Origin of the sequence: Microcystis sp. LEGE 08355, from assembly GCF_015207185.1 — a bacterium.
In the GTDB taxonomy this organism is placed as follows: domain Bacteria; phylum Cyanobacteriota; class Cyanobacteriia; order Cyanobacteriales; family Microcystaceae; genus Microcystis; species Microcystis panniformis.
In genome coordinates this window covers 1-1,360 of sequence record NZ_JADEXI010000875.1, presented here as the reverse complement: position 1 = coordinate 1,360, position 1,360 = coordinate 1, and the positions used below count along the sequence as shown (strand labels likewise).

1 protein-coding gene is annotated in these 1,360 nt (G+C 43.6%); it reads left to right on the top strand.

Translation table 11 applies throughout. The features are described 5' to 3' along the window. Nucleotides 1-352 precede the first annotated feature (352 nt). Nucleotides 353-1,159 (top strand): MlaE family lipid ABC transporter permease subunit, encoded by an 807-nt coding sequence (locus IQ242_RS24870; protein WP_193961796.1) that lies wholly within the window; start codon nt 353-355, stop codon nt 1,157-1,159. Nucleotides 1,160-1,360 lie beyond the last annotated feature (201 nt).

Below are 1,360 nucleotides of genomic sequence, written 5' to 3'. Positions count from 1 at the left end.
AGATAGTTTGTGCCGCTTAAATAAAGAGGTTTTGATAACCAAATTAAAGCAGCTCTAAAGAGTTTTGAGTTAAAAGTTAAACTTCAAGTTTTTATTCAGGACGAATGTACTGATTAACTAATTTTTTGGGGAAAATTAGTTGACCCATCATTATAACATATAATTAATTTGCAAGAGTTCTAGTTTTTAATAACCAGATTTAGTATCAGTTCCTCTGAACTTAGATGTTCGGCTAAGTCAGCTTTCTTGGGCATTTTATCTCCTTGTCTTTACTCGTTTTATTATAACAGGATTTGGTATTAGAAGACAAAACAGGATAGACTTTTCTCTAGTCCGATCGATTTTGGGGACCATGAAGGATTTATTGGCGATTTTTAGCAAGGAATTAAGCTCTTGGTTTCGGCGCTGTTGGTTAGCGGTACTATTAACCGGCAGGGTTTTTTACTTCCTATTCACGCGCCAACCCGATTGGCGCGTCACCCAAGAACAAATGGTGGCAGCTGGGCCTGCTTCCCTGATTATCGCCATGATCACGGCCGCGGTGATCGGGATGATCTTTACCATCCAAGTGGCCCGGGAGTTCCAAGCTTTGGGTGCTGGCAGTATGGTGGGGGGAATTTTGGCCCTTGCTCTCGGTCGGGAACTCTGTCCGATTATGATGGCGATCGTGGTAGCCGGTCGGGTAGGATCAGCTTTTGCGGCGGAAATCGGTACCATGAAGGTGACAGAGCAGATCGACGCACTCTATATGCTCAAAACCGATCCCGTGGAATATCTGGTGCTGCCCCGTTTAATTGCTTGTTGTCTTATGGTTCCCGCTTTGAGTATTATGGCGTTGCTGATCGGTTTAGGTAGCGGTTTGCTGGTCGGCCAAAGTTTATACGGGATTGCTAATTCAGTTTTTCTCGACTCGGTTCGCGGTTTCCTGCGTGTGGGAGATGTGCTGAGTGGACCGGTTAAAGGGTTGGTTTTTGGGGCTTTAATTGCGATTATCGGCTGTAATTGGGGTTTAACGACCGATGGCGGTGCTAAGGGAGTCGGCCAAGCTACGACCGCGGCCGTAGTCACTATGCTCTTAGCGATTTTTGTATCTAATCTGCTGATGACTTGGATCTTGTTCCAAGGATCTGGTAATAGTTCGGTTTTGTTTGGACAGTAATTTCAGTTAAAAACTGTCATTTTCTCGCCATTGTTCTAATACTAAATCCAGTTATTAAAGACTGATTATTTAGGGCTTGCTGAATAAATCTAAAAACCTTGTTGGATAAGGGTTTTAGACTTTTTTCCCCGCAAAAAGTGCTGACCATTGGAGGGATCGGGGGTAAAATTCAGGTACTTTTTCCCTGAAAATTAGGTAACT